Origin of the sequence: Saccharopolyspora terrae (assembly GCF_004348435.1) — a bacterium.
In the GTDB taxonomy this organism is placed as follows: Bacteria; Actinomycetota; Actinomycetes; order Mycobacteriales; family Pseudonocardiaceae; genus Saccharopolyspora; species Saccharopolyspora endophytica.
Map to the genome: position 1 here is coordinate 120,683 of NZ_SMKS01000002.1, position 25,295 is coordinate 145,977.

Sequence of the window (25,295 nt, forward strand, 5' to 3'; positions counted from 1 at the left end):
CACCACACCACGGAGCGGGATGCATGACCACCGATCCAGCTGCGCCTGCCTCGGAGGGCGACGAGTTCTGGCAGGAACGCCGGATCTGCTTGCTCGCCACCCAGCGTCCCGACGGCAGCCCGCACCTCGTCCCTGTCGGCGCCACCTTCGATCCTGAAACGGGCATCGCGCGCATCATCAGCAGCGCCGCGACCAAGAAGGTGCGCAACGTCCTGGCGGGCGGCCCCGACATGAAGGTCGCGGTCAGCCAGGTCGAAGGGCGATGGTGGAGCACCCTGGAAGGCACCGCGCTGGTCAAGGACGATCCGGAGTCCGTCGCCGAAGCCGAACGGCGCTACGCCCAGCGCTACCGGCCACCTCGCCCCAACCCCGAACGCGTGGTCATCGAGATCACCGTCACCCGCGTGATGGGCAACGTGCGCCCTTCGGGCTGGTGACCGGCTCGGCGGTCAGGCGTCGACGATCGTGTCGGCCGGCCGGGGTGCCGGGCGGCCGAAGGGCGTCATGATGGCGACGTTGAACCAGCCGAGGAAGGCGCCGAGCAACCCGCCCAGCACCGCGGGCACCGAGGTGATCAGCGGCAGCAGGACGCTGTCGGCGGGCACCGACAGGCCGCCGAAGTTCGTGTAGGTCCCGATGAAGAACGTGGCCAGGCCCATGGACAGGCCGTTGAAGTAGGGGAGGCTCCCGGTGTCCCGCGCGAACGGCAGGAACTGCATCACGTAGATGAGCGGAACCAGGGCCAGCGGAAGGCCCACGAACCACGACACGTCACCGCCGGCGACGATCGCGGCGTCGCCCACGACCGTGCCGACGAGCAGCGAGAAGATCAGTGCGATCGCCGCGCTGACGACGCCGCTCAGGAATGACGGGACGATGACGCGGAGCGCCGCCGGCTTCGCGCCCAGGGCGAAGTACTCCGCCCACACGATGAACGCCAGCCACAGCGGCAGCGACCACGTGCCCAGCCACAGGCCGAAAGGCAGGGCGACGGCGACGGTCACCGGCACGGCCACCCACAGGGGAATGGACTTCATCGCTGCTCCTCTTGAGGATCGATTTCTTCGACCAACCCTGGTGCGCGCTCGGCCGGGCCCGGCCTGCACGTCGCAACTTGGTGAACGGTCGGGTACCGGGTGAGCGGTGTCGAACAAGCAGGCCCCGTTCAGGCCGGGGCCCTCATGGCCGGTCGAGAAACCGTCGAATAGGTCGCTGCCAGACTTCCACTCGTGGGCCCGGTGCGCATTCCGCGTACGACGAAAGTGGCGTCGTCGTCGAACATCTCGCACTGCAGGTGTCGAGAAGTGAACTCGGCCATGAAAGTTCTTCAGGGCAGCTCAGCTCGTCCGGGCAGCGGGCAGCGGGCAGCCGTCTGGAATCCCAGACACCGGGGCTGCGTCGGGCATTGCTCCGGGGTTCGTCGCGACGACTAATGGAACGCACTGAACTCGACGGAGTGAGGAGTGGCGCATGGCCGGTGGCGTGCAGGTCGAGCGGAGGTCGATCGACCCGATCCCCGAGAGCGAGCGGCACGGCAGTCCGCGTAGCCTCTTCACGTTGTGGTTCGCCGGCAACATGCAGATCACCTCGGCGGTGACCGGCGCGCTGACCGTGCTCGTGGGGCTGCATCCGCTGTGGGCGCTGGTGGCCATCGCGGTGGGCAACGCCGTCGGCGGGGTGCCGATGGCGCTGCACGCGGCTCAGGGCCCGAAGCTGGGCATCCCGCAGATGATCCAGAGCCGCGCCCAGTTCGGCGTGTACGGCGCCGTGTTACCGCTGGTGCTCGTGGTGCTGATGTACCTCGGTTACTTCGCCAGCGGAAACGTGCTGGGCGGGCAGGCGCTGTCGGCGATCACCAACCTGCCGGTGGACCTGAGCATCGTGCTGTACGCGGCGCTGTCGGCGACGATCGCGATCGTCGGGTACCAGCTGATCCACCGGTTCGGCTGGCTGGCGTCGACGGTGTCGGTCGTGATGTTCGTGTACTTGACCTTCCGGCTGGTCACCACGCAGGACCTCGGGCCGGTGCTGGCCAACGCGGAGCTGGACGTGCCCGCGTTCCTGCTCGCTCTGTCGCTGACGGCGTCCTGGCAGCTCACGTTCGGTCCCTACGTCGCCGACACCTCGCGGTACCTGCCCTCGAACACCTCCGTGCGCGCGACGTTCTGGTGGACCTACGGCGGCACGGTGCTCGGCGCGAGCTGGGCGATGTCGTTCGGCGCGCTCGCGTACGCGGTGGCGGGCAAGGCGTTCAAGGGCCACGAGGTCGCCTACGTGGTGGGCCTCGGGGGTGAGGCGCTGGTGCTGCCGCTGCTGCTGGCGATCTCGCTGGGCAAGCTCACCATCAACGTGCTCAACATCTACGGCGGCTACATGACGGTGGCCACCACGATGAGCGCCTTCACCCGCAAGGTCGGGCTGTCCCCGGCGACCCGGATCGGCTACATCGCGCTGGTCGGCGTGCTCGGCGGCGTGATCGCGGTGCTGGGGCGCGGTGACTTCCTGTCGAACTTCGTGCTGTTCCTGCACTTCCTGCTGTACTTCCTGACCCCGTGGAGCGCGATCAACCTGGTCGACTTCTACCTGCTGCGCAAGGAGAAGTACGACCTGGAAGCGATGTACGACCCCGACGGCGCCTACGGACGCTGGTGCGCGCCCGCGCTGATCGCCTACTTCATCGGCATCGCGGTGCAGACCCCCTTCTCCAATGTGGACGGTGTTGTCACCGGCCCTCTGGTGGAGTACATGGGCGGCGCCGACATCGCGTGGATCATCGGCCTGCTGGCCCCGGGCGTCCTCTACTGGGCCGCGATGCGCAAGCGCATCCGCGAAGCGCTCCCGGCGGCGTGACGGGCACGGGAGGCGCGGAACGGTCGTTCAGCGGGTGCCGAAGACCCGAGCTCCGCATGGTGTCCTCAACCGCGCGGAACGACCAGGTCCGAGCAGCGCCAGGTCGGCGCGTTTCGATCCGGTCGCGTCAGGTGTCCGGGGCCTTCGCTCAGCGGGGGCGGCGGTTCTCGATCGCGGCGGCCAGGCTCGCTCGGCAGGTGCGGAGGATCTGCCGCGTCGCCGGGGTGGCCGGGCTCTGGCCGCAGCGCGTGCAGGCCACGGAAACGTCGCCCGTCAGCTCGTCCACCGCGACGGTTGCTTCGGCCTCGCACGGGCGGCACCAGCGGTGCCCGGTGACGGCGATGACGTGCGTCGGGGAGCTGATGCACTCGTGCGCCCACCGGCGGTGCACGTGGCAGCTGATGCGTTCGAGGGCGGAGAGCTCCTCGCGGTCCTCGGTCGCGTCCTCCCTGATGAGAACGGCGGCCAGGCGACGGTCGCGGAGATGCGCGTAGCGTTCGCCGAACCGCAGGCTCTCAGCGGGTGCGGTCCGCATGGGGTGGGCGTCGGTGCTGTCGGTCGTTCTGCAGGAGCATCGTGGTGCCTAGGTCGGGCGTTCTGAGTCTTGTCCAGGGTCTTTGGTCCCGGCCGTGGAGGCATCCGTGGCACTGCGTAGTTCGCTGCGTATCCCGGGGCGCTTGCCGAGATCGAGCGCGACCTACGTAGGAAACTCGGTAGTTTTGCCCTGGTCGAGCGAAAGGCCGTGGGGCAGCTTGGAGTGCATCAGAACCGCACTCGACATCACGTCAGAAAGTTTTCGACCATGTCCTCGCCCCGAACCACGAGCCACGAGCCGCACCAGACATCCCACGTGTATCGCAACCCGTGCACCGGCACCTGGATCTGCGACGCCGTGGGCACCCGCGCCCAGCCTGGCCCCGACAGCGCTCGCACCGTCTGCCGGACCCACCTCGAGGCGGTCCGCGTGGCGGTGACCATGGCTCCCGCGCCCCGGCCGCGCGGGGACGCTTGATTCTCGGACCTCGAGCATGAGACTCACCGGGATTGAGCCGGACGGGAATCAGGGTTGTGCTCCGCGCGGACGTAGGCGGCGATCTGAGCCCGGGACGTGTAGCCCAGCTTGGTCAGGATGTTCTCGACGTGCGCTTCGGCGGTGCGCGGCGAGATGACCAGGTGCTCGGCGATCTCCCGGTTCGTCAATCCCTCCGCCACGAGTCGTGCGACCTGCTCTTCCCTGCGGGTCAGCGGTGATGAAGCGGCAGTGCGGGTCTGCCGAGGCGTCCCGAGCGCGTAGTCGACGGTGGCGTCCGGTGAGAGGTGGCTGCCCGCGGTGCGCTCCGCTTCGAACTGCGCATCGCCCAGCGCTCCCCGCAGGGTTGCGGTGTAGTTCTCGTGGGCCCGCAGGTAGGTGACGAATCCGAACATGGGCTGGCCGATAGGCACCCAGAGCTCCCGGTTCGCGCCCATGAGCCGCGCTGCGCGCCGGTGCTCACCGGATTCCGCCAGCACCCAGACCAGCACCTCCACGCAGCAGGGGATGCCGAGCCAGTCGCCGAGCTCCCGCTTGATCTCGATGGCCTCGCGCAGCGCCGCCGTGGCGAGGATTTCGTCGGAACGGGTCCAGCCGATGAGTCCCAGCACCCACAGCGCCCAGGTCGCCGCCCAGCATTCGCCCATGTCCCGGCTGAGCCGGCGGCATTCTTCGGCGATCTTCTCGGCCTCCCGGCTGTCGCCCTCGATCAGGCGCAGCCATCCGTGGGCGGCCAACCCGATCAGCGACTCCGAGTCCGCAGCTCCGAGCGACCGATACGTCGCTCGGGCACCGGACAGCAGCGTCTCCGCCTCGTCGAGTTCGTGGCCGAGCAGCTTGTTGACGCCGAGGAACAGCTCGGCTCGGGCGAGCGTCACCTGATCGCCATGTCGCCGGGCGGCGTCGATGCACTCGGACAAGATCGCCGAGGAACCCGTCGGTTCGCCCTGGACCTGGCGGACCCATCCGGCCACCCAGAGGGCCTCGGCCCGCAGCGGTGTGCCGGCGTGGAGCGCGGCGACAGCTTTGTCGATCCATTCCCGGCCCTCGCGGCCGGCGCCCATGACCCAGAGGTGGCGCAGGTCCACCGCCGTCCGCACGGCCACGGACGGGTCCGCGTCGTTGTCGAAGCCGAAGCGGAGCGCTTCCCGGAAGTTGACCTGCTCGCGCCGCAACATCGAGGACCACTCCCGCTGCCGCGGTCCCGACCAGTCGTGGCAGGCGCGAGCCGCCAGGTCGGCGAAGTGGTGCATGTGCCGGCGGCTCACGTCGAGCTCGGCGTCGCTGCCGCGGAGGTGCTCCCGGCCGAACTGCCGAATGGTCTCCAGCATGTGGTATCGGGCTCCGGAGCTGTGGATCTGGCGGAGCACGACGGATTTGCTCACCAAGCCCGTCACCGCGTCGGTGGACTCCTGCGCGGTCAGGGAGTCGTGCCCGATGACGGCGAGGGCCGCGTCGAGGTCGAATCCACCGGGGAAGACCGACAGCCGCGCCCACGCGGTCTGCTCGGCGGGCGAGCACAGCGCGTAGCTCCACTCCACTGCGGCGCGCAGGGTTTGCTGGCGGGCCGGTGCGCCCCGGACCACGGTGGACAGCGCCTGGAACCGGTCTTCGAGACGATCCAGCATCTCGTTGACGCCCATCGACTGCAGCCGCACCGCAGCGAGCTCGATGGCCAGCGGCATCCCCTCGAGACGGGCGCACAACCTGGTGATGGCCTCGTGGTTCTCGTCATCGAGGGTGAACCCGCGTACCGCGGCTGCCGCCCGTTGGACGAACAGCTCGACGGCTTCGTACTTGAGCGGGTTCCCGTCCCCGCCACCTTCGTCGGAGCCGGCGAAGCTGAGCGGCGGAACGGGGACGACGTGCTCCCCGGGGACGTGCAGCGCTTCGCGGCTGGTCGCGATGATGCGCACGCCGGGCGCCGCGCGGAGCACGGCGGCGATCACGTTCCCGCACGCGTCGAGCAGGTGCTCGCAGTTGTCGATGACCAGGAGCAGCGACTTGTCGTGCAGGTGCTCGATCAGCACCTCCTCGGAGGACTCCGCCGATCGGTCCGGGACGCCGAGGGCGTCGATGATGGCGTGATCGGTCAGCGCCGGATCGCGGAGCTCGGCGAGCTCGACGAGCCAGACGCCGTCCGCGAAAGCCCGGTGCGCGGTTTCGCCGACGCGAATTGCCAACCGGGTCTTGCCCATCCCACCGGGGCCGAGCAGCGTCACCAGCCGGGCGGAACCGAGCAGCGCGCGGATCTCGCCGACCATCGCCCGCCGACCGACGAAGCTGGTGACGGTCTCCGAGCCGGGGAGATTGCCCAGACGCCGGGTCATGTCACCACCAGCTCACGATCAGCTCGGTGAGCAGTGACGCACATCACTGCTGCCTCAAGTGTAGTCCTCGGCCAGCCGCCCGCCGCGAACGGTTCGAAGCCCAGGAGCAGCATCGTCGTGGCCGCGGCGGCCAGCGACCGGTTGTCCCCCGGCCGACATCGCCGGGCCGGTCGCTGATCGCCTCAGCGCGTCGTCTCGGTGGTTCTGGAGGGTCCGGTGGAGACCGTGTGCGCGGCCACCCGCGTCGGCGCCTACCCCCAGCTCGAGCAGGTGCTCAGCTGACCGGGTCAGCCGTGCGGCAGCCTGATGTTCCGGTCGAGCCGGTTCGTTCAGAGTCCGTAGGTCTTGCCGATGATGTCGCGCTGGATCTCGCTGGTGCCGCCGTAGACGGTCGAGACCACGGTGGAGCGCAGCATCGACTCCATGCCGTACTCGGTGGCGTACCCGTATCCGCCGAGCATCTGCATTCCCTCCAGCGAGACGTGCTTGGCGAGTTCGGTGCACTTGAGCTTGACCATCGAGGCCTCGCGCGCGAAGACCTCGTCAGGTCGGTCGTCGATCTGCGCGGCCACGCTGTAGACCAGCAGCTGCGCGCATTCGAGCTCCGTGGCCATGTCGGCGATGCGGTGCTTGAGCGCTTGGAACGAGCCGATCGGGCGCCCGAACTGCTCTCGCTGCCTGACGTAGTCGAGCGTGTCGTCGAAGGCGCGGCGGGCGGCCCCGAGCATGCTCGCACCCAGGATCATGCGCTCCAGGTTCAGGCCGGCCATGAGCTGGTGCCAGGCTCGGCCGACGGTGCCGACGACGGATTCGTCGGGTACGAAGCAGTCCGTGAAGTACAGGTCGTTGACCTCGCGCCCACCCATCGTGTCGATCCCGCTGATCCGCAGGCCCTCGGCTGACGTGGGCACCATGAACTGCGTGAGGCCCTCGTGCTTCGAGGACTCCCTCGAGGTGCGGGCGATGAGCAGGATGTGATCGGCGATGTGGGCGTTGGAGCACCAGGTCTTCTGCCCGTTGATCCGCCAGCCGCCGTCGACCTCGTCCGCTCGGCACGTCAGCGCCCCGACATCGGACCCCGCGCCGGGCTCGGACATCGAGATCGCTTCGACCCGACCGCGGATCACGCCTTCGAGCACGATCTTCTTCTGCTCCTCGGTTGCGAACTTCTCGTACGCGGCCGCCGCGATGATCGAGGTGGCGAAACCGCCCATCGGGACGCGCCCGTAGGAGGTCTCCTCCAGGAGCAGGCACAGCTCGGTCATGCCCTGACCGGCGCCGCCGAACTCCTCGGGCAACGAGGTGCCCAGCCAGCCGGCGTCGGCGAGCTTGCGGTAGACCCCCTCGTCGTGCGGTTGAGCCAGCGCGGCTCGTTGTTGCTGGGTGCCGCACTCGCGCCGGCAGAAGTCGGCGACCGCGTCGACGAAATCACGGCGCTCTTCGGTCAGAACCCTGGGCATGGAGGACGTCCTCTCGGGTGGATCGGTCAGCGGTACATCTCATCGATGAGGTCGGCGTAGGTGTCGTGGACGACCGCGCGGCGCAGGCTGAGCTTCGGGGTCAGTTCGCCGGATTCCGCCGTCCACGGGCCCGCGATCACCCGGTGCTGCTTGACCTGCTCCACGCGGGCCAGTCGGGCGTTGGCGCTGGCGACGAGCGCGTCGAGTTCGGCACGCACGTCGGGGTGCAGCGCCAGGTCGTCCAGGTCAGCGGTGTCCAGCCCGCGTGCCTTCGCCCAAGCGGGGGCGCCGTCCTCGTCGAGCACGAGCAGGGCGGTGACGTAGCGGCGCCGGTCGCCGATGGCGACGGCGTGCGCGACGAGACGATGGGCTCGCAGCAACGACTCGATCCCGCTCGGGGCGATGTTCTTGCCACCTGCGGTGATGAGGAGGTCCTTCTTGCGGTCGGTGATCGTGACGATGCCGCGTTCGTCGACGACTCCGATGTCACCGGTGGCCAGCCACCCGTCGGTGTCGGTCGCCGGTTCGATGCCACCGTCGGCGTCGAGGTAGCCGGGGGACACGACAGCGCCGCGGACCAGCAGCTCGCCGTCGGGGGCCACGGCCACCTCGACACCCGGCGCCGGTCGGCCGACGCCACCGAGCGCGAACGCTTCCGGGGTGCTCACCGTCGCCGCACCCGTGGTCTCGCTCAGGCCCCACACCTCGTGGACCACGAGTCCCAGGCCGGCCAGGAATTCCAGGACCGAGGTGGGGATCGGTGCCGCCCCGCTCACGGCGCGGTGGCACTCGTCGAGACCGATCGCGGCGCGGATCGGTCGCAGCACGGCCCGGTCGAGTTCGGCGTACCGGGTCAGCAGGTCCGCCGGAACCTCCTGGTCCGCGGAGCGCAGGCGGAACACCTCGAGCGCGACCTCGCGGGCTCGCTCGACCGCGGCCGCCTCGTCTCCGCCGAGTGCGGCGAGGCGTGCGGAAAGACCGTCGGCCAGCTTCTCCCACACCCTCGGGACCCCGAAGAATCCGTGCGGGCGCACCGCGACCAGCGTGGGCAGCAGCTGGGCCTGATCAGGGCAGATGGTGACGTGGCCGGCGTTGCAGATCGGCATGTAGATGCCGAGCACTCGTTCAGCGATGTGCGCCAGCGGCAGGTAGGACACCGACCGCGGATGCTCCGGGACGGGGACGAGGTGGTCCTGCATCGTCGACTCGTGGATGACGTTGCGATGGGAGAGCACCACGCCCTTGGGCTCACCTGTGGTGCCGGAGGTGTAGACGACGGTCAGCGGTCGCTCAGGCGTCGCCGCGTCGGTGAGTTCCTCGAACGCCGCGTCGACGCCCGCCGCGCCGCCCCGCAGCTCCGCGTAGCTCACGAAGAGGGGGTCCGAGGACGGCGCGCTGGCGGCGTCCAGGACGACGACGGCGCGCAGACCGGGCGACGCGTGAAGGACCGGCCGCCACCGGTCCAGTTGCTCGGCGCCCTCCAGCACGATCAGGGCGGGGGAGCTGTGCCCGGCGATGAAGCGGATCTGCTCGGTGCTGAGCGTGTCGTAGGTCGTGCAGGGCAGTGCGCCGACGTGGATCGCGGCCAGGTCGGCGACCCAGTGCTCGGGACGCCGCGACATCGCGATGAGCACCCGGTCACCGGAACGGAGTCCGAGCGCCGACAAGCCCCTGGTCAGGGCGGCGACTTCGGCACGCAGCTGGGACCACGTCCAGGTGCTCGCCTCGGCGTCGATGCCGCTGGTGAGCGCTGGGTGTTCGGGGAAGGACCGCGCGTTTCGGCGCAGCAGCCCGGGAATCGTCTTGCCGTCGACATCATGGCGGATGGCGTCTGCTGTGGACACGACCTGTTCCCTTCATCGCGAACGGTGGTCTGCGGGTTCGAGCATGGGGGCGAGGAATCGGCGCGCGATGGCGCGCACGTGCTGGTCGTCATCGAGGTCGATGCGACTGCTCGGGGTGACCAGGAACGACGTCGAGATGCGGACCATCATCTCGGCGACGACCTCGACGTCGACGTCCGCGGAGACGGTTCCCGCGCGTTGTTCTCTGCTGAGTCGTCCGGCGACGAACCGGCTGACCGTGGTCATGGTCCTGCCGCCGTCGCTGATCATCGACGGCACGACGATCTCGGGTTCGGTGTCCATGAGGCCGCCGATGAGGGGGTTGTTCCGGATGGCTCGCAGCGAGCTGGCGAAGCCGATCTCGACGCGCTCGGCGACGGTCTCGGCGCCTCGGATGTCGAGCAGGAATTGGTCGAAGTAGCGGCGGAACTCGCGGCGGATCACCTGTTGGACCAGGGAGTCCTTGGTGCTGAACCGGCGGTAGACGGTGATCCGGGAGACCCCGGCTCGTTTGGCGACGTCCTCCATCGTCGATCGTCGGATGCCGATCCGGCGGAACTGCTCGTGCGCGGCTTCGAGGACGCGCTCGGTGGTCTCGTCGGTGGTCTCGGAACGGTCGATGGCCTCGGCGAACGCGCGCTCCAGCAACGACTCCCCGTCGTCGGTCCCAGGAGTGATCAGGCCGGACAGGATGGGTTCCACGAAGTCCTTCTTTCGACCGAGGTCTGGTGTTTCGGATCACGCTGTGGTCTCCTCTGATACAGAGAAGCACAATGCGTATCAGTATGCCAACCACGGTTCGGGAACTCGAGGAGGAGTTCGACCATGGAAGAGCACAACAGGCGAAACGCGTTGAAGATCGGCGGAGTTCTGGGCGCGCTCGGGGCGCTGAGCGCAGCGGGTTCCGCGCATGCGCGTCCTCTGTGGACGTGGTCGCCGGGCGGGTCGGTCGCAGGTACCGGTGCGGGTGTCGACCCGAGGTGGGTGTGGGACCCCGAGGCGGACGACCTGGTCGCCTCGCTGCTCGACCGAGGTGACGTGCCGCGGGTCAACGAACTGCTGCGGACGTGGACCAAGAACAGCCAGTCACTACCGGACGGATTGCCCGCTGACCTGCGGGAATTCGTGGAACAGGCCCGCGCGCTGCCGTCATGGGCGGACCAGGCGAAGCTCGACCAAGCCTACGACTTCACCGAGCGGAGGGGTTTGTACCTCGGGCTCCTGTACGGGATGGCCAGCGGCATGATGAGCACGGTCATCCCGAAGGAGGCGCGCGCGGTCTACCACTCCTACGGCGGCGCGAACATGAAGGACCGCATCTCCAAGACCGCCAAGCTCGGCTACGACATCGGCACCCGCAACGCCTACCGCCCCGACGGCGAGATGATCGTGACCTGCGTGAAAACCCGCCTGGTGCACGCAGGCGTACGTCACCTGCTGCCGCAATCGCCGCACTGGAACCAGGTCGCGCCCGAGGACGTCCCCATCAGCCAGGCCGACATCATGGTCACCTGGCACAGCCTCGCCACCACCGTGCGGCAGAACCTCGTCAAGTGGCAGGTGCCGATCCCGCCGGTGGACTCCGAGGCCTACCTGCACTCCTGGCAGGTCACGGCGCACATGCTCGGAGTCGACGACGAGTACATCCCGGCCTCGTGGGACGAGGCCGACGCCCAGGCGAAGCAAGTGCTGGACCCCGTTCTGGAACCGACGCCCGAGGGCAACAACCTCGCCCAGATCCTGATGAACATCGGGCCGGACAACGGCGCCTTCAGCGAACCGCTCATCGGCGCGTTCACCCGCTACGTCCTCGGGGACCGCATCGCGGACTGGCTGCTGATCCCGCGCGAGCCCGTCTACGACCCGATGCTGCGGACGTTCTGGCCCCCGTTCATCGCCGCCCGCGAACTGGGCGTCCAGTTCCCCGGAGCGCCCGAGACGTACTGGATGTTCGACGAGTTCCTGCGTCAGGCGGTCCTGCTCTACCTCTCCGAAGGCGAGCAGATCAGCATCGAGATCCCCCAGGGCAACCGTCCGTCCTGAAACGTGACCACGACCGGTGGTCTGGGGGGACACCGGTCATCCCCGTTCGAGGAGGAGCGTGCAGCATGGCTGAGTTGAGCAGACGCGCGGCGTTGCTGACCGGTGGTGCGGCCGCGCTGGGTGCGCTGGTGGCGTCGTCCCCGGCGCAGGCGCGGGCGCTGGTCGGGTGGAACTGGTCGCCGAGCGATTCGGTGGCGGGGTCGGGATCCGGGGTGGATCCGCACTGGGTGTGGGACGCCGACGGCGATCCGTTGCTGGCGTCGCTGTTCGAGCGCGGTCTGATCCCGAGGGTCAACGAGCTGCTGTGGAACTGGGAGCGCAACGACCAGGCGCTGCCCGACGGCTTGCCCGCGGATATGCGCGACTTCCTGGAGCACGCCCGGCAGCTGCCGGCGTGGGCCGATCGCGAGAAGCTCGAAGCCGCAGCCGAGTTCAACAAGGCCCGCGGGATCTACCTCAACCTGTGCAACGGGCCCGGCGGCGGCATCCTCGCGACCGCCATCCCCAAGGAAGCGCGCGCGGTCTACCACTCGGCCGGTGGCGCCGACATGGAGGACCGGGTCGCCAAGACGAGCCGGTTCGGGTTCTCCGTCGGGGCGCTCAACGCCTACCGACCTGACGGCACGTGCGTCGTCGAGTGCGTCAAGACGCGGTTGGTGCACGCTGCCGTGCGGCACCTGCTGCCGCAGTCGCCGCACTGGCGAAACGGCGCCGCCGAGGACATCCCCATCAGCCAGGAGGACATGCTGGTCACCTGGCACACGTTGCCGACCTTCGCGATGCGCACGATGCGCGAGTGGGAGGTCGCGATCACCGATGACGAGGCCGAGGCCTACCTGCACGTCTGGCAGGTGACCGCGCACGTGCTCGGCATCTCCGACGAGTACATCCCCGCCACCTGGGCCGCGGCCCACGCCCAGTCCGACCAGGTCCTGGCCCGCAACATGGGGCCGACCCCTGAAGGCGTCACGCTCACCGACATCCTGCTCGGCCAGCTGGCCGAGCAGACCAGTCCGGGCAGCGTGAGCCGCCCGATGTGCAACGCCCTCGCCCGCTACCTGGTCGGCGACCGGGCCGCCGACTGGGATGGGATCCCGCGCGAACCCGTGTGGGACCGGGTGATCCCGGAAGCTTGGCCCGCCGTGGTCGAGTTCCGCGAGGGACTCATCACCGCGCCCCTGGTGCCCGAAGCCGCTTGGGCGCTCGACGAAGCCGTCCGCCAGTACATCTACTTCTACCTCACCAAGGGACAGGAGACGAAGATCGTCATCCCCACCGGGAACCGACCGGAGTGACTCAGGATCCACGCGGACGGGGTGGTGGGGCCGAGATCAAGATCGTGCGCCACTTCTACGGAGAGGAGTTGATGTCCGCGTAGCCGTGCGCGGTCGCGACGAACTCATCCACGAACATCTGGTGGACTTCGCGCGCCCGTTGCTGGGTGAGGCAGCGCCGGGCCGGCTCGGCGACCTCGGTGCACGGCGCGGCGATGGTCGTCTCGTACTCCTCTTCGCCGGTCACCGGGTCGACCCCGATCCGCGCTGTGGTGAACACCCAGGTCTGATCGCCGATGGTGACCTCGGTCCGCTGCAACATGACCACGGACCCTACGACCCGGGACCCCGGCTGCGCAGGGTCCAAATCCCCCCGAGTGCTGCCCGCCGGTCGGCGGAGAATTTCCCTTGCCGATGGCGGGACTTTTGGCACGTGCGGACGCCGCATCCAGTCGGTTCACTGGTGAGGACACCCCGGCCACGGCGGTTGGGGCCTCACCGACGACTGATGGGTAAGGGGGACGCAGCAATGACCACATCCCGGCACGGCGCAGACGCCAGGACCACGATCGACTGGACCACGCTCAGCATCGGGCTCGTCATGCTGCTGGTCCTCGCCACGGTCGCGCTGTCCTCGCTGGTCGTCGGCGTCTAGCCGACCGCGTTCGATCGTGCGGGCGTGGACGGCTACGGGTTCGTGGATCTGCGGCGTCAAGTCGATCCAGTCGTCGTCGTACACAGGGCACCGGGTCTTCAACCAGATCACGTTCCGGCGTGCTTCCTCTTCGGTGTCGAACCCGATGAACGCCTGCCGCTCGCCGAAGACCAGGTAGGTCAGGAGCCACTTCGGCGGAATCTGCTCGAGGATGATCTCGTACGGTGGGATGGGAAGCCAGTCCGAGTGCCCAGCTTGCCACCGTCCGATGATCTCGGTCATGGATTCCCCTCAGCCGCGGGCTTGCCCATGCAGTATCCGACGCGTGGGCCGAACTCGATCGGGCATTTCGGCCCGTGGGAACACCTGGAGATCCACAGCTCGGGGAGCGTGCTGCCGTCAGCCGGGATTCGATCACGGCCAGGGCGTGGAGGGAGGTCTAGGGAGATTCGGGCGACTCCGCCGCTGTGCGCAGCTTCGGGGTCAGTCGCTGGTGGTCGAGGGCGGCCAGACCGGCCTGATCGATGGTCTCGGCGGTCTCGGCGGCGAAGTCGACCAGCTCCGCCACTGCGATGGAGTGCGGGGGATCCTGGCTGTAGGGCTTGATGTGCTCGGCTGCCCGGCGCAGCAGAGCGGCGGCTCCGGTGGCGTTGCCCCGGTGCAGGTGGGTCAGGCCGACGGCGAGTTGGGCCAGTCCCTTCCACAGGGCGCGCTGCGCGTCGGGCGCTGTTTTCCACGCCCCTTCGAGGACTTCGTGGGCGTGGAACGGCCGTCCGTCGTCGAGGAGCTGTTGGGCCTGCTCCAGGCTCTCCTGCGGGGTGAGCACGAGATCTTCATCGATGCGCTCGACGCCCGGGGAGCCGTGCGGCAGCGGGCGGCCGAGCCCATCGCGCGGACGGGCGTTGCGGGCCCGCCCCTGTTCATCCCGGTCGCGTGGAGTCATACCCCGAGTGTCCCTGGTCTCCGGGTCTCATCTCAGGGGCCGAGATGAGATTGCCAGGCACCTGCTAGACATGGTGTCCATGCGCAACCCGTGGACCGTGCACATCTCGGACGCGTTGCAGGTCCGGCTGGACCGCTACCGCGACGGCCGTCCTGGCCGAACCACGACGACGGTGGTGTTCGAGGCCATCGAACACCTGCGCGCGGATCTCCCGGAGCTGGTGCGCACAGCGCACGCCCGTCCGGCTTCACCGTGGGCGGCACCGCGGTGGCAGCAGCGCTACCTCGGTTCCGGGCCGGTGCAGATCCGTCTCCGCCCCGGGGTCGCCGAAGCCGACGTGCTGGGCCAGGTCTCCGCCGAACTGGGCGGTCTGCCCCCGGCGACATGGATCCCGCCGCTGCTCAACGCCTACCTGCCCGGCCGCAAGGAACCCGACAACATGCCCTGGCTGATCCAGGAGACCGGCGCCTAGCAGCCCGCCCCAGCTACCGCCTCGTACCTGGTCGAACTGGCAGGCGGCGCTGGTCGACCTCACCAGCACCCACGCTTCTGGCGGCGCTGCCATCGCCCCGAGGTTCGAGGGGCGCCGGGCGCGCGAGATTAACGTTGCTTAAGGCGAGAGGCCGTACTTAGCGTGCGTCACACGTCGCCGCTCGCAGTGCCGTGCGGCCGACTCCGATCCGGTTGACGTTCGCCCGATGCCGAAGCTCGCCGGGACTCGAAGCGGGCACCGCGGCACGACCTGAATGCCCACGCAGCCAGGAAGGGACAACGATGTCCTCCACTTCCCAGAGTTCGTCCGCGGTGCCCGCTGCGGAAGATCCGCGCCTGACGCGGTTGATCACCCGCAAGCTGATGCCGCTGCTGATGATCGCCTACATCATCTCGTTCATCGACCGCACGAACATCGGGCTCGCGAAGACGCACCTCGAGGCCAATCTCGGCATCTCGGCGGCGGCCTTCGGGCTGGGCGCGGGCCTGTTCTTCCTCGCGTACTCCTTGTGCGAGGTGCCCAGCAACCTCATGATGCACCGCTTCGGGGCGCGGTTCTGGATCACCCGGATCATGGTCACCTGGGGGCTGCTGTCGGCAGGCATGGCTTTCGTGCAGGGGGAGACCTCGTTCTACGTGATGCGGGTGCTCCTGGGCATCGCCGAGGCCGGCTTCTTCCCGGGGGTCATGCTGTACCTGACCTACTGGTTCACCCGCCGCCAGCGCGCCGCTGCGATGGGCATGTTCCTCGCTGCGGTTCCGGTCGCCAACATCGTCGGCGCACCGCTGGGCGGAGCGATCCTCGAGCTCGATGGTGCCGCCGGCCTGCACGGCTGGCAGTGGATGTTCATCGTCGAAGGGCTGCCCGCGGTGTTCCTCGCGGTCGTCGTGTGGAAGCTGCTGCCCAACGGTCCGCGCGATGCGAAGTGGCTCAGCGAGGAGCAGGCCGGTCGGCTCGAGGCGCACCTCAGGGCCGAGCAGGAGGCCGGCGCCGCGGAATCCGGCACGCACTCCTTCGCAGGCGTGCTCCGGGACAAGTTCATCGTGCTGGCCATCGCGATCTACTTCTGCCACCAGATCGCGGTCTACAGCCTCACCTACTTCCTGCCCACGATCATCGAATCGTGGGGCGAGATGAGCAGCCTCACCATCGGCCTGATCACCGCTCTGCCGTGGGTGGCCTCGGCGGCCGGTGCGCTCCTGCTGCCGCGCTACGCGACCAACGCAGCGCGCTCCCGCAGCATCCTGGTGGGCGGCCTCGCGGCGATGACCGTCGGATTGCTGATCGCCGCGGTCGCGCCGGCCGTCGTCGCGCTCCTGGGCTTCTGCCTGACCGCCGCGTGCTTCTTCGTCGTGCAGCCGATCATGTTCGCGGTGCCCTCCACCCGCTTGTCCGGTGCGACGCTGGCCGGTGGGATCGCGCTGATGAACACCCTCGGCATCCTCGGCGGGTTCGTCGGCCCCTACGTGATGGGCCTGCTGGAGGAAGCGACCGGCAGCGCGGTGTCCGGGCTGTGGTTCGTCGCCGCGCTCGTGGCGGTCGGTGCTGTGCTCGGGCTCGGATTCCCCAAGCGCGACCCGCTCGTCCAGGACCGCGCGGCGAAGCCCGATCAGCAGACCGCGGTCGGGGAGTGATCCGGCTTGCGGGGCGTTGCCCGAGATCTTGTCCGTCGCTGAAATCGATATGAGAGGTGCCCATGCCCGCGGCCAGGAAAGTCATCATCACCAGCGCCGTCACCGGCGCCATCCACACACCGTCGATGTCCAAGCACCTGCCGGTGTCGGCGGAGGAGATCGCCGAAGCCGCGATCGGCGCCGCCGAGGCCGGTGCCGCGGTCGTGCACATGCACGCCAGGGACCCGGAGGACGGCCGCCCGTCCCAGAACCCCGAGCACTTCGCGCCGATCCTGGACTCGCTCAAGCGCAACACCGACGCGGTCATCAACCTCACCACCGGCGGTTCCCCGCACATGACGGTGGCCGAGCGGATGCGGCCCGCGGTGGAGTTCAAGCCCGAACTGGCGTCGCTGAACATGGGATCGATGAACTTCGGGCTGTACCCGATGCTCGACCGGTTCAAGGAGTTCGAGCACGACTGGGAGCGGGAGAACCTGGAGAACAGCCGCGATCTGGTCTTCAAGAACACCTTCGCCGACATCGAGACCATCCTCGAGCTCGGCCGCGCGAACGGCACGCGCTTCGAGTTCGAGTGCTATGACATCTCGCACCTGAACAACCTCGCGCACTTCCGGGGCCGCGGCCTCACCGACGGCCCGCTGTTCGTCCAGTCGGTCTTCGGCCTGCTGGGCGGGATCGGTGCGCACCCCGAGGACCTCATGCACATGCGCCGCACGGCCGACCGGCTCCTCGGCGCGGACTACCAGTGGTCGGTGCTGGGTGCCGGGCGCAACCAGATGCCGCTGGCGAGCATCGGCGCCGCGATGGGCTCGCACGTGCGCGTCGGCCTGGAGGACTCGCTGTGGATCGGACCCGGGCAGCTCGCGGAGAGCAACGCCCAGCAGGTCACGCGCATCCGCACCGTCCTGGAGGCGCTCAACCTCGAGGTCGCCACGCCCGACGAGGCTCGCGAGATGTTGCAGCTCAAGGGCCGCTCGGCCGTGGGCTTCTGATGGGCGGGCAGAGGGCGGACCACGACGTGCGCGTCGCGGTGGTCGGCGCCGGGTACATGGGCGGCGGTATCGCCCAGTCCTTCGCGGCTCGCGGCATCGACTGCGTCGTCGTCGACGAGACGGCGCAGCGGTCGCGGGAGCGGGTGCGGCAGCTGCACGAGGAGGCGGACGAGTTCGCCGCCGACGGGCTGATCCCGGAAGCGAGGGCCGACGCCGTTCGGGCCCACCTGCGCGCTGCCGAATCGCTCGAAGCGGCGCTGGCCGGAGTCAGCTACGTCGCCGAGGTCGTCCCGGAGCGAATCGAGGTGAAAAGGACGGTCCTGGAACGGATCTCGTCGTCCGTGGGTCCGGAGGTCGTCATCGGGACGAACACCTCGGCCATCCCGATCGGGGAGCTGGCCACGAGCGTCACCGCGCCCGAGCGGTTCCTGGGGGTGCACTGGATGAACCCCGCGCCCTTCGTGCCCAGCGTCGAGGTCATACCGGGAGCCCGGACGAGCCCGTCGGTGGTCGAGGACGTCGTGGGATTCCTGCGCGGCATCGGGAAGGTGCCGACCGTGGTCGGCGACTCCCCGGGGTTCGTCGCGAACCGGCTCCAGTACGCGCTGTTCCGGGAGGCCGCGCGCCTGGTGGAGGACGGGGTGGCCGACCCGGCGCAGGTCGACGAGGTGGTCCGCAACTCCTTCGGCTTCCGGCTGCCGTTCTTCGGCCCGTTCGCCATCGCCGACATCGCCGGCCTCGACGTGTACCGCGACGGGTTCACGACGCTGGAATCCGCCTACGGCGACCGCATCGGTACCCCGCGCATGCTCGTCGACCAGGTCGAGCGGGGACGGCACGGGCTCAAGACCGGGCAGGGCTTCTACGAGTTCGCCGACGGCGTCGGTGCCGATGTCGCCCGCTATCGCGATCGCGCCTACGCCGGGCTCGACCGGCTGCGCGCGGAGCTCGGGCAGGTCGATCTCGTCGAGCGGCGCGACCAGCTGCGCTGACGGCGGTGGGACCCCGGCCTGCGCTTTCCCCCGAGAGGAACCGAGAGGAGGCTACCGGCATGAAGTCGAGCAACCACGGTCGCAAGACGGGCGTCCGAGCCCTCCGGGTCTCCGCCGCGGACGTCGCCAGGGAAGCCGGGGTCACGCCGGCCACGGTCTCCTACGTCTTCAACGGCCGTGGCGGTGTGTCCGCCGAGATGCGTCAACGCGTGCTGCAGATCGCGCGGGAGATGGGCTACCCGCTCGAACGCCACCGCGCCAAGCTCGACGCCGATCGCACCCGCGTGCTCGGTCTGGTCCTGGCCCACATCGACAACCCCTTCTACGCCGACGTCGCCGCAGGCACCATCGACGCGGCACGTGGCCAGGGCTACGAGGTCTTCCTCGCCCACACCCAGGAGAGCCCGGAGACGCTGGCGAGCGTGGTCGAGGCGATGATCACCCGGCGCGTGGACGGCATCGTGCTCACGGTGCTGCACCCCGACGACGGCGGGATCGTCCGGAGGCTGCGCCAGACCAGGATGCCGTTCGTGCAGTTGATCCGCCGGATCCCCGGCCTGCACGCGGACTTCATCGGCATCGACGACGTCACGGCGGCCGAGGAGATCGTCCGCCACGTCGTCGAGCACGGGTACACCGATCTCGCGGTGGTGACCGGTCCGCACAACTCGTCGTCGTCGGGCAGCAGGGCGGAGGCGTTCGTCGCCACGGCGCAGCGGCTCGGCGCCCCGGTGCCATCGCACCGCAGGTTCACCACGAGCCTCACCGCCGAAGGCGGTAACCACGCGGCCCGGCACCTGATCGAAACCGGGGACGTGCCCCGCGCGATCGTCTGCGGATCGGACGCAATCGCCTCCGGAGTGATCGGAAGCCTGCGCGGGAACGGGATCCGGATTCCCGAGGACGTCGCCGTCACCGGCATCGACGGGGTCTTCCCGGCCGCCTCGATGCTGGCGGAGCTGACCACCATCAGCGTGCCCCGCAGGCACATGGCGGAGTTGGCCGTCGACCAGCTCATCCGCCGGATCGACGGCGCGGGAGGCCCCACCCGCGAATCCATCCGGCCCTACGAACTCCACATCGGCACCACCTGCGGTTGTCCGCCGCGTGCGATCAGCCCCGTGGCCGGCGAGTTCGCCGGCGCCACCTGAACCTCGAAGGAGCGACCATGCCAGAACGCATCATCGTCGTCGGAGGCGGCGCGATCGGCGGGGTCGCGGCCGCGCGGATGACCCACGCGGGCCACGACGTCACGGTGCTCGACGCCGACCACCGGCACGCCACCTCGCTCCGCGACCCGGGACTGCTGTTCGAGGAGGTCGACGGCCAGGTCTCGCGCCGCCGGCTGCAGGCCGTCTCGGACCCCGCGGAGCTGACCGGGCACTTCGACTTCGCGCTGCTCACCGTGAAGTCCCTCGCGCTGCGGCCCGCCGTCACACCACTCGTCGAGGCGGGACTGGTGGACACCTACGTCGCGCTGGGCAACGGCCTGGTCCAGGACCTCGTGCAGTCGCTGGTCGGACGGGACCGGTTGATCGTCGGTCTGATCGAGTGGGGAGCGACCAACCTCGGTCCCGGGCACCTGCAGCAGACCACCGACGCCCCCACGGTCGTCGGCGAGCTCGACGGCAGCAGCACGGAACGGCTCGCCAGGCTGCAACGGATCCTCGCGAGCATCGCCGAGGCGAAGACCACCGCGACCATCGCCAGCCAGGTGTGGACCAAACTCCTGCTCAACAGCACCTTCTCGGGGCTCGGCGCAGCGGGCGGATGCCTGTACCGGGACGTGGCGGCCGACCCCGTCGGGCGCGAGGTGGCCCTGCAGCTCTGGCGAGAGGGCTACGACACGGCCCGCGCCCTGGGCATGACTCTGGGGGAGGTGTTCGCGACCCCCGCCGATCAGCTGGTCACCCGCGACGCCGCCGACCGCGCGGCCGCCGAGGACGCCCTCGATCGGCTCATGGTCCGGGCAGGGCCCACCAAGGCGTCGATGCTCCAGGACCTGCAGCGGTCCCGACCGACCGAGGTCGACGTCATCAACGGCGGCGTCGTCGAGGCGGCCCGCACCATCGGCCGCGAAGCACCGCTCAACGCGGAACTGACCCGGATCATCCACGAAATCGAGTCAGGCGCCTGTCAAGCGGGCCCCGAAGCCTTCCACCGCCTGGCCAAGCTCACCACCAACGTCGGAACCCGGTGAAGCACCGAAAACACCGCTGACCCGCCGTCCACCAACAGCAGCTTCATCGGACGCCAAGGTCGAATGCTTGACCAGGGACGTGGCTTGTTCTTCGGCTGATCCCAGCGTCAGGGCGGTGTCACCGTGCCATTGCTGATGCAGGTGACCGCGCCACGGATGTCGTGCCAGCTCAGTCCCGTGTCTCCGAGCGGCATGATCAGCTCACCGGCCAGGCCGAAGCCACCGATCGGGCCGCCCCAGTGCGGCACACGCACCGAGATCCACCGGCCCCGCCGCAGGCGAACTCGCTTCACCGCGGCCCAGGGTGCTGTGAACGCACCCGCATCCGAAACGTAGGTCACCCCGTCGGGAGCGAAAACCAGCTGGAGACCGCGCATCGCGGCGTGCACCCGGTACACGCGCAAGGAGAAGCCGAGGCCAAGAGCGAAGAGCAAAGCGAGAGGGAAGTACACGAACCCGCTGATGCTTCCCAGTGCGGTGAGCGCGGACCCCGCCACCAACTCGATGACGACCATCACGGCCTGAGCAATGATCGGAGCCCGCATGCGCCGGAGTTCGCGCTGGTACGCGTGCGGAGAGCGGGTGATGACGAACGTGGCCGCGGCAGGAGGTGGAACGGGATGCACCAAGACAGTGTTCCACCGTCCACCCGGGCACGGCGGCGATTCGAGGTGGTTCCCGCCGAAGCCGCGGTCGCCGGTTCAGGCGGCTTCCGGTGCGGTGGTGGTGGGGTCAGCGGCTACGGCGATCCGGTGCGGGTCGAGACCGCCCTCGGTGAGAGTTTTCCGGTCTGCGTGCGTGGCTACGAGCAGGAGCTCGCCGCGCACGAGTCTGGTTCCGGGGAGTTGTAATTGTTCCAGAAGGCCGGAGGGATTCGGCACTGGGCGGACCCAGACGCCGCGTGCTCTAGCCAGCTCGCAGGCACGAGCCCTCAGCGGTTGCCATGGCGGGGGAATCGCGTCTTGCGCGGTGGGGCTGTCGTGGTCGTCTGCGGGGGAGTGGTCGGGTTGGGTGCAATAGGCGGTGGCCGGGCTGAGGCGCGGGTCTCGGCGGTTGTGCTCGCGCCATTGCTGGAGCTCGCGAGCGTAGTCGAGGGCTTCCACCCGGGCTGTGGGAGTGGAGATGACGGGGAAGGTGCCGCGGCGGTCGTCTCGGGCGGTGTGGGCGATGACGAGTTCGCCGCGGGTGATGCGCTCGGCGAAGGTGTCGATGCCGAGCATCTGGGCGGTGTCGATGTAGCGGGTGGTCACCTCGTCGATGACCTGTCCGGAGCTCTCGGTGGTGGTGCGCCATCGCAGGTGTTCGGGGCAGGTGGAGGTGCCGTGCAGGCGGCGGCGCCAGCATCCCCGGCTGTTGTCGCAGGGTTCCCAGTACGGCTCGACGGTTCCGGTGACGAACAGCTCGACCTGTTCGATGCGGAGTTGGCGGGTGTCGCCGCTGAGCGGTCGGATCAGTCGCACGCATGGCACCAACTGCTGCCAGTCCTCGTCAGCGCGGGAGGTCAGCCACAGCGGTTCGATGCCGTCGCGGCGGGTCAAGTCGGTGCGGCGCCGGGCGGTGACCGCGTCGATACCGCTGACCTGGATCTCCAGGGCGAACCGGGAACCGTCGGGTCGTTGGAACTGCACATCGGAGCGGTAGCCGCGGTTGGTGCCGTTCACTTCGGTGCGGACCGGGTCGTTGCCTGCGCTGCGGAAGGCGACGACGGCGCGGGCTTTGAGGATCTTGTGCTCTTGACTTTCGGAAGGGGAGGCCGGTGCGTGGCCTGCGCAGTCCTGCTCGCCTGGGAAGTGGACCCAGTGGAAGCCGTGTTCGTCTCGTTCCTCCCGGTGTGAGGACGCGTGGTGCGGGTTGCGTTTGAGGTAGACCCGGTGGCCTTCGATGCAACGTGCCACTCGCCGGCCCCGATGATGCCCTGGGCCGCTGCCGTGGCGGTCTTCGTGGAACCGGGTCCGGTCGAAATGGCCGCTGGGTTGGCCGAGTTCGGGAAGCCGGGCGTCGAGATCGACACCGTCGTCGTCATCGGAGAACGCGAACACCGTCACGAGCAGCGCTCCTCGCCTCGCGAAGTACGTCTTGGTGACCATCGTGACCATCGTGACCAGCGGGTCCGACATCGGTCCGGGGTCAGTCGTGGCTGACTGCGGGGCGTTGCTGCATGTCGGTGACACGGCTGGGCTGAACGGGGTGACTCGATCGGTGGCCCAAGGAATTCCGGGCGCCGCGCGCCTGGTGTCGGCTCAACCGTTCAGCCGCACCATTCGGCGATTCTGGTGAAAAACGCGATGCGGGTGCATCATTGGCGTTGAGAAGCGGGGAACACCCTCAACCGCAGGCGAAAGGAGGGCGCGCAGGTGCCCACCCGAGCAACAGTCGGCCAGACGACGAACCGCGGCCTCATCGTGGCGATCCAGGGATACCGCGCTGAAAAGCATGCGCTGATGCTGCTCGAGCGGCGATGATGGGTTCGCGCCAGAGACGTTCGCCGAGCTGGTGCTGGAGATCGCAGCGCCCGACTTCAACGGCTGTGCTTCGATTTCCGATGAGCGGCCCGGGAATGGAGTTGCATGCTGGGGAGCAGGAACGGACACCGACGCACAGCCAGGTCGGCGGATGGGGCGCTGATCGGTGTCGAGGACTTGGAGCCGCCGCGGTGGGCGGAGGTGGATCAGAAGGTCGCCGGCGCGGGCTTGTGGCAGACGGTCCACGAGCTGCCGATGGCGGCGAGGCTGGTGGTCGGGCTGTCGTTCCGGGCTTCGCCGGGCAGGACGGTTCTGGCGGGTGCGGTCCAGTTGGCTTCGGGCTGCGCGGCGGCGTTCGGCCTGTTCGCCACGGCCGGGGTGCTGACGCAACTGCTGACGGCCGGGCCCACGCCGGAACGGGTGGTGGCGTCGCTGCCGGCGATCGCAGCTGTGGTGGTGGCTTTCGCCTTGCGCGGGTTGCTGGACAGCGCGGTGTCGGCGGTGCAAGGGGTGTTGATGCCCTTGGTGCGCCGCGCCGCCCAGGATCGGCTCAACTCGGCAGTGGCCGACGTCGAGTTGCTGGCGTGGGAGGATTCCGACTTCCAGGAACTGGCCCGGCAGGGCGGATATCAGGGTGTTCAGGCGGTGGAGTCGAGCGTGCGCAGCATCGCTTCGATCTCCTCGGCGCTGGTGTCGCTGGCGGCTGCGCTGATCACGGCGGCGCTGCTCAATCCCTGGTTGTTGCCTGCGCTCCTGGTGCCCACGGTGGCCGAGGCGTGGGCGTCGATGCGCGCGGCGAAGCAGGGCTATGTGAACTTCCTGAGCCTGGTGACCCGCCGGTTGCGGCTGCACGTCGTGGAGAACCTGCTGGTCGCACGGGATGTGGGAACGGAACGCACGGCGCTGAACCTGCAGGACTCGCTGCTGACCGAACATCGCCGCATCGCTGATCAGGTCACCGAGGAGGCGATCCGCGCGGAACACCGGCAGACCTGGACGCGGTTGATCGGACGCACCCTGGCCGGCGCGGGCACCGGTCTGGCCTACTGCGTGCTCGGCGTGCTCCTCTACATCGGCGCGATGCCGCTGGCCATCGCTGGAGCCGCTGTCATCGCGATGCGGGCTGCGGCGAGTTCGCTGTCGACCACGATGGTGTCGGTCAACCGCCTCTACGAGCACTCGTTCTACCTGCGGTTCTACACCCAACTCATCGCCGAATCGGCGCGGCGCCGCAGGCCCGCGACCGGTGTGCCCGTTCCCCGCAACCCGGAGACGATTCGGCTGGAGAACGTCTCGTTCACCTATCCCGACGCCGACGAACCGGCGCTGGTCGACATCGACCTGACCTTGCACCGCGGTGAGGTCGTGGCGCTGGTCGGCGAGAACGGATCCGGCAAGACCACGCTGGGAAAACTCATCACGGGGCTGTACCCACCGACCGAGGGCCGGGTGCTGTGGGACGAGGTGGATCTGGCCACAGCGGATGCTCATAGCGTGTACGAGCAGGTTGCCCTGATCGACCAGGATCCCGCGCGGTGGCCCATGACCGCCGACACCAACATCCGCATCGGAAACCTCGCGGCGCCGGAGCCCTACGGTGCCACCTGGGAGACCGCGTTGCGCGAGTCCGGTGCCGATGAGGTCCTCGCCAAGCTCCCCCAAGGACCGGGCACGGTTCTGTCGCGGCAGTTCCGAGGAGGCCATGAGCTCTCCGGCGGGTCGTGGCAGCGGCTCAGCGTGGGGCGGGGGATCTTCCGCGATCACGCGGCGGTGTTGATCGCCGACGAGCCGACCGCCGCGCTCGATGCGAAGGCCGAATCGCGAGTGTTCGCCGGCTTGCAGCGCGCGACCAAGGGGTCCCGTGACGACGCCCATCGCACCACGGTTCTCGTCACGCACAGGCTGGCCAACATCCGGCGCGCCCACCGCATCGTCGTCATGGATTCAGGCCGCGTCGCCGAAACCGGCACCCACGACGAACTGATGAGAGCCAACGGCCTGTACCGAGAGCTGTTCACCATCCAAGCCCGCGCCTACTCAACGGAGCCGAGTTGTCGCAACTGCAGCACGGCGCCACGCCGAGAATGACT

22 protein-coding genes are annotated in these 25,295 nt (G+C 69.0%); 12 read left to right on the top strand and 10 right to left on the bottom strand.

What is annotated here, in order from left to right; all coding sequences use genetic code 11:
- Positions 1–23 precede the first annotated feature (23 nt).
- A complete protein-coding gene (locus E1181_RS02395) occupies positions 24–437 on the top strand; it encodes a TIGR03618 family F420-dependent PPOX class oxidoreductase (protein ID WP_132672203.1) in 414 nt (137 codons plus the stop codon).
- A 12-nt stretch (positions 438–449) separates the two neighbouring features.
- On the opposite strand, the gene E1181_RS02400 is transcribed toward E1181_RS02395, so the two are convergent.
- Positions 450–1,037: a DUF1097 domain-containing protein gene (locus E1181_RS02400; protein ID WP_132672204.1), complete on the bottom strand. Its 588-nt coding sequence runs from the start codon at positions 1,035–1,037 to the stop codon at positions 450–452.
- Between the two features lie 433 nt (positions 1,038–1,470).
- Here E1181_RS02400 and E1181_RS02405 point away from each other — a divergent pair, with 433 nt between their 5' ends.
- Positions 1,471–2,850 (top strand): purine-cytosine permease family protein, encoded by a 1,380-nt coding sequence (locus E1181_RS02405; protein ID WP_132672205.1) that lies wholly within the window; start codon positions 1,471–1,473, stop codon positions 2,848–2,850.
- Between the two features lie 148 nt (positions 2,851–2,998).
- On the opposite strand, the gene E1181_RS02410 is transcribed toward E1181_RS02405, so the two are convergent.
- The 5 genes from E1181_RS02410 to E1181_RS02435 all read right to left on the bottom strand — a co-directional run bounded on the left by E1181_RS02410 (position 2,999) and on the right by E1181_RS02435 (position 10,216).
- The gene (locus E1181_RS02410) at positions 2,999–3,385 is read right to left on the bottom strand and encodes a hypothetical protein (protein WP_132672206.1); all 387 of its coding nucleotides are present in this window, start codon (positions 3,383–3,385) and stop codon (positions 2,999–3,001) included.
- 500 nt (positions 3,386–3,885) lie between these two features.
- Positions 3,886–6,210, bottom strand: a complete 2,325-nt coding sequence (locus E1181_RS02420) for an ATP-binding protein (RefSeq protein WP_132672208.1) — start codon at positions 6,208–6,210, stop codon at positions 3,886–3,888.
- 329 nt (positions 6,211–6,539) lie between these two features.
- On the bottom strand, positions 6,540–7,670 hold the full coding sequence (locus tag E1181_RS02425) for an acyl-CoA dehydrogenase family protein (protein ID WP_132672209.1): 1,131 nt from the start codon (positions 7,668–7,670) through the stop codon (positions 6,540–6,542).
- Positions 7,671–7,696: 26 nt separating this feature from the next.
- The gene (locus tag E1181_RS02430) at positions 7,697–9,514 is read right to left on the bottom strand and encodes an AMP-dependent synthetase/ligase (protein ID WP_132672210.1); all 1,818 of its coding nucleotides are present in this window, start codon (positions 9,512–9,514) and stop codon (positions 7,697–7,699) included.
- Positions 9,515–9,526: 12 nt separating this feature from the next.
- Complete coding sequence (locus E1181_RS02435; RefSeq protein ID WP_207921978.1) at positions 9,527–10,216, bottom strand: TetR/AcrR family transcriptional regulator; 690 nt, start codon at positions 10,214–10,216, stop codon at positions 9,527–9,529.
- Between the two features lie 123 nt (positions 10,217–10,339).
- On the opposite strand from E1181_RS02435, the gene E1181_RS02440 reads away from it, so the two are divergent.
- Both E1181_RS02440 and E1181_RS02445 read left to right on the top strand, forming a co-directional pair.
- A complete protein-coding gene (locus tag E1181_RS02440; protein ID WP_132672211.1) occupies positions 10,340–11,557 on the top strand; it encodes an oxygenase MpaB family protein in 1,218 nt (405 codons plus the stop codon).
- 65 nt (positions 11,558–11,622) lie between these two features.
- Positions 11,623–12,852: an oxygenase MpaB family protein gene (locus tag E1181_RS02445; protein WP_132672212.1), complete on the top strand. Its 1,230-nt coding sequence runs from the start codon at positions 11,623–11,625 to the stop codon at positions 12,850–12,852.
- Between the two features lie 55 nt (positions 12,853–12,907).
- On the opposite strand, the gene E1181_RS02450 is transcribed toward E1181_RS02445, so the two are convergent.
- Positions 12,908–13,153: a hypothetical protein gene (locus E1181_RS02450; RefSeq protein WP_132672213.1), complete on the bottom strand. Its 246-nt coding sequence runs from the start codon at positions 13,151–13,153 to the stop codon at positions 12,908–12,910.
- Between the two features lie 207 nt (positions 13,154–13,360).
- Between E1181_RS02450 and E1181_RS32490 the strand changes: the two genes are divergently transcribed.
- Positions 13,361–13,486: a hypothetical protein gene (locus E1181_RS32490; protein ID WP_268952421.1), complete on the top strand. Its 126-nt coding sequence runs from the start codon at positions 13,361–13,363 to the stop codon at positions 13,484–13,486.
- Between the two features lie 439 nt (positions 13,487–13,925).
- Here E1181_RS32490 and E1181_RS02455 read toward each other — a convergent pair whose 3' ends face one another.
- Positions 13,926–14,429 (bottom strand): DUF309 domain-containing protein, encoded by a 504-nt coding sequence (locus E1181_RS02455; RefSeq protein WP_132672214.1) that lies wholly within the window; start codon positions 14,427–14,429, stop codon positions 13,926–13,928.
- A 79-nt stretch (positions 14,430–14,508) separates the two neighbouring features.
- On the opposite strand from E1181_RS02455, the gene E1181_RS02460 reads away from it, so the two are divergent.
- The 6 genes from E1181_RS02460 (at position 14,509) to E1181_RS02485 (ending at position 20,743) form a co-directional block, all read left to right on the top strand.
- A complete protein-coding gene (locus E1181_RS02460) occupies positions 14,509–14,901 on the top strand; it encodes a hypothetical protein (RefSeq protein ID WP_132672215.1) in 393 nt (130 codons plus the stop codon).
- 302 nt (positions 14,902–15,203) lie between these two features.
- A complete protein-coding gene (locus tag E1181_RS02465; RefSeq protein ID WP_207921979.1) occupies positions 15,204–16,556 on the top strand; it encodes an MFS transporter in 1,353 nt (450 codons plus the stop codon).
- Between the two features lie 62 nt (positions 16,557–16,618).
- Positions 16,619–17,551 (top strand): BKACE family enzyme, encoded by a 933-nt coding sequence (locus tag E1181_RS02470; RefSeq protein WP_132672216.1) that lies wholly within the window; start codon positions 16,619–16,621, stop codon positions 17,549–17,551.
- Complete coding sequence (locus E1181_RS02475; RefSeq protein ID WP_132672217.1) at positions 17,551–18,543, top strand: 3-hydroxyacyl-CoA dehydrogenase family protein; 993 nt, start codon at positions 17,551–17,553, stop codon at positions 18,541–18,543. The genes E1181_RS02470 and E1181_RS02475 overlap by 1 nt, the downstream gene beginning before the upstream one ends.
- Positions 18,544–18,602: 59 nt before the next feature.
- Entirely contained in the window at positions 18,603–19,694 is a 1,092-nt protein-coding gene (locus tag E1181_RS02480; RefSeq protein WP_132672218.1) for a LacI family DNA-binding transcriptional regulator, read from the top strand.
- A 17-nt stretch (positions 19,695–19,711) separates the two neighbouring features.
- Entirely contained in the window at positions 19,712–20,743 is a 1,032-nt protein-coding gene (locus E1181_RS02485; protein WP_132672219.1) for a ketopantoate reductase family protein, read from the top strand.
- A 107-nt stretch (positions 20,744–20,850) separates the two neighbouring features.
- On the opposite strand, the gene E1181_RS02490 is transcribed toward E1181_RS02485, so the two are convergent.
- Positions 20,851–21,258 (bottom strand): PH domain-containing protein, encoded by a 408-nt coding sequence (locus E1181_RS02490; protein WP_165944500.1) that lies wholly within the window; start codon positions 21,256–21,258, stop codon positions 20,851–20,853.
- Positions 21,259–21,444: 186 nt separating this feature from the next.
- Entirely contained in the window at positions 21,445–22,860 is a 1,416-nt protein-coding gene (locus E1181_RS02495; protein ID WP_132672221.1) for a competence protein CoiA family protein, read from the bottom strand.
- Between the two features lie 546 nt (positions 22,861–23,406).
- Here E1181_RS02495 and E1181_RS02500 point away from each other — a divergent pair.
- Entirely contained in the window at positions 23,407–25,293 is a 1,887-nt protein-coding gene (locus E1181_RS02500) for an ABC transporter ATP-binding protein (RefSeq protein ID WP_235875790.1), read from the top strand.
- Positions 25,294–25,295: the final 2 nt, after the last annotated feature.

Coding starts and splice junctions, on each gene's coding strand:
- E1181_RS02395 (WP_132672203.1), top strand. CDS start 24: ATGACCACCGATCCAGCTGCGCCTGCCTCGGAGGGCGACGAGTTCTGG.
- E1181_RS02400 (WP_132672204.1), bottom strand. CDS start 1,037: ATGAAGTCCATTCCCCTGTGGGTGGCCGTGCCGGTGACCGTCGCCGTC.
- E1181_RS02405 (WP_132672205.1), top strand. CDS start 1,471: ATGGCCGGTGGCGTGCAGGTCGAGCGGAGGTCGATCGACCCGATCCCC.
- E1181_RS02410 (WP_132672206.1), bottom strand. CDS start 3,385: ATGCGGACCGCACCCGCTGAGAGCCTGCGGTTCGGCGAACGCTACGCG.
- E1181_RS02420 (WP_132672208.1), bottom strand. CDS start 6,210: ATGACCCGGCGTCTGGGCAATCTCCCCGGCTCGGAGACCGTCACCAGC.
- E1181_RS02425 (WP_132672209.1), bottom strand. CDS start 7,670: ATGCCCAGGGTTCTGACCGAAGAGCGCCGTGATTTCGTCGACGCGGTC.
- E1181_RS02440 (WP_132672211.1), top strand. CDS start 10,340: ATGGAAGAGCACAACAGGCGAAACGCGTTGAAGATCGGCGGAGTTCTG.
- E1181_RS02445 (WP_132672212.1), top strand. CDS start 11,623: ATGGCTGAGTTGAGCAGACGCGCGGCGTTGCTGACCGGTGGTGCGGCC.
- E1181_RS02450 (WP_132672213.1), bottom strand. CDS start 13,153: ATGTTGCAGCGGACCGAGGTCACCATCGGCGATCAGACCTGGGTGTTC.
- E1181_RS32490 (WP_268952421.1), top strand. CDS start 13,361: ATGACCACATCCCGGCACGGCGCAGACGCCAGGACCACGATCGACTGG.
- E1181_RS02455 (WP_132672214.1), bottom strand. CDS start 14,429: ATGACTCCACGCGACCGGGATGAACAGGGGCGGGCCCGCAACGCCCGT.
- E1181_RS02460 (WP_132672215.1), top strand. CDS start 14,509: ATGCGCAACCCGTGGACCGTGCACATCTCGGACGCGTTGCAGGTCCGG.
- E1181_RS02465 (WP_207921979.1), top strand. CDS start 15,204: ATGTCCTCCACTTCCCAGAGTTCGTCCGCGGTGCCCGCTGCGGAAGAT.
- E1181_RS02470 (WP_132672216.1), top strand. CDS start 16,619: ATGCCCGCGGCCAGGAAAGTCATCATCACCAGCGCCGTCACCGGCGCC.
- E1181_RS02475 (WP_132672217.1), top strand. CDS start 17,551: ATGGGCGGGCAGAGGGCGGACCACGACGTGCGCGTCGCGGTGGTCGGC.
- E1181_RS02480 (WP_132672218.1), top strand. CDS start 18,603: ATGAAGTCGAGCAACCACGGTCGCAAGACGGGCGTCCGAGCCCTCCGG.
- E1181_RS02485 (WP_132672219.1), top strand. CDS start 19,712: ATGCCAGAACGCATCATCGTCGTCGGAGGCGGCGCGATCGGCGGGGTC.
- E1181_RS02490 (WP_165944500.1), bottom strand. CDS start 21,258: ATGGTCGTCATCGAGTTGGTGGCGGGGTCCGCGCTCACCGCACTGGGA.
- E1181_RS02495 (WP_132672221.1), bottom strand. CDS start 22,860: ATGTCGGACCCGCTGGTCACGATGGTCACGATGGTCACCAAGACGTAC.